At 61.0% G+C, this 1662-nt stretch carries 1 protein-coding gene; it reads left to right on the forward strand.

The genetic code is table 11. The annotated features are described in order from the left end of the window. Positions 1-1662, forward strand: a 1662-nt coding sequence (locus EOA23_RS34505) for a hypothetical protein (RefSeq protein WP_210212524.1), incomplete at both ends; no start/stop codon positions are given.

A 1662-nucleotide genomic window follows, 5' to 3' on the forward strand; every position in this document is an offset into this window, starting at 1 on the left:
GCTATGACAGCAGCGAACCTGTCCTCCTCACGGAAACAAGCACAGTCAACGACTACAGCTTGGTCGAGCGGCCGGTCCGAGATCCGTCTGAGGCGACCACGGACGTTGACCCATCAGAGGCCGCAAGACAGATCCGCGCTCTGCTCGAACGCTATCTCGACCTGCAGCCGCATGAGCGGTCGAATCTCAGCATCATGCTCTACAATTGCGATGCGGCCGGCTTGCCGCTCGCAACCGTGAGCGCGCTAAGTTCGGTGCAGGACCAGGAGGAAGTCCATTGTAATGTGCTGGTCCGCCATCGCGACCGGGCTCGCTTGTCTGGAGTCTATACCGAGCTGCTTGAACGATCGGAAAACGATCCGGATGCGGTTGTGGTCAGCGAGACATCGCGGAACTTCATGTCCAAGCTGCGTATCGGCGTCATGCTCGACGTCGCGGGCGGATCAAAGTCGGGCGGAGCACGCGAGATAGACGTGGCGTTCCTGCACGACGTTGTGTCCCGTCAAGCGCGCGAACAGTGGTTTCCGGTTCCGACTTTGCAGGATAATCCTTCGTTGCTGGAACACGTACCGGCCCGCTGGTCGTACCGGCGGGTCACCGCCGAAGACGAACTCAAGGCGACGAGCTACCTGACGTGCCCACGTCAGCCAGACGTGGGCTGGGCCTATATCGACGCCGTCGCGAACGTTGTTCGGCGCCAGTCGCACGGACCAGACGAGCACTATCTGCCGGCCCGCCAGATCTCGTTTCAGGATGGTGGCCTGAAGGGGATGTTCGACGAGGTGCATAAATTGGCGGAGTGGGTCGCCACTTACGACGATCTTCTCGACAAGCGGCAGCTTGCTGCCCAAGGGATCAACGTGATCCGGTATCGTCGCCAACGTACCCACGGCCGCAACATGGTCGTATCGTCGACATCGGAGCTACGAATACTTCACGTGCTGGTCAAGCGGCGGCTTGCCGAACTCTCCTTGGGTCTTGACGACGACCGGCTTGCAGGTCTCGCGCGGCGAATGATCGAAGACGCCAATGCCATATCGGGCGACATCGTTTTGCGGGCAGCCAAACGGGGCGTTTCGGCCGGCGAGCTGATCGGTTTGGTGCTGAGCCGGGCCCTGGTCGAAGAGGAGCTTGGTGAGCGCGCAGCCGTTGCCTGGTTCCTCCTCGATGATTACGCGGAATGGCTTGGGCAAAAGGAAGAGGGGATCGCAGACATCCTTGGCATCAGCCTCTCGACAGGCGAGGATGGTCTTCCGAAGCTCAGGGCAATCGTCACCGAAGCGAAGTACGTCGACCAATCCGGTTTGGCGGAGGCGAGCCGCAAGTCACGCAGCCAGTTGCGACAGACCGTTGCCCGTATCGATGACGCCCTGTTTGGCGATCCCGGTCGCCTCGATCGCGACCTCTGGCTTTCCAGGATTTCCGATCTGCTGCTGGACGGCACGGCGGCACTGGGGCAGGCAAACCTTCTCGAACGCGTTCGCGACGGCATTCGCCGCGGTGCCGTTCCGATCGATTTGCGCGGTTACTCGCATATTTTCGTTTCCGGCCCCGCGACGGACGGCAGTTCGCCGGGAGAGCAAGATGAGTTGCCGGAAATCCAGATGGGCCTTCAGGAAACCTTCACGCGCGAGGGCCTTCGCAAACTGATCAAGGCTTACG

It is taken from the genome of Mesorhizobium sp. M2A.F.Ca.ET.042.01.1.1, assembly GCF_003997405.1.
Taxonomy (GTDB): Bacteria; Pseudomonadota; Alphaproteobacteria; order Rhizobiales; family Rhizobiaceae; genus Mesorhizobium.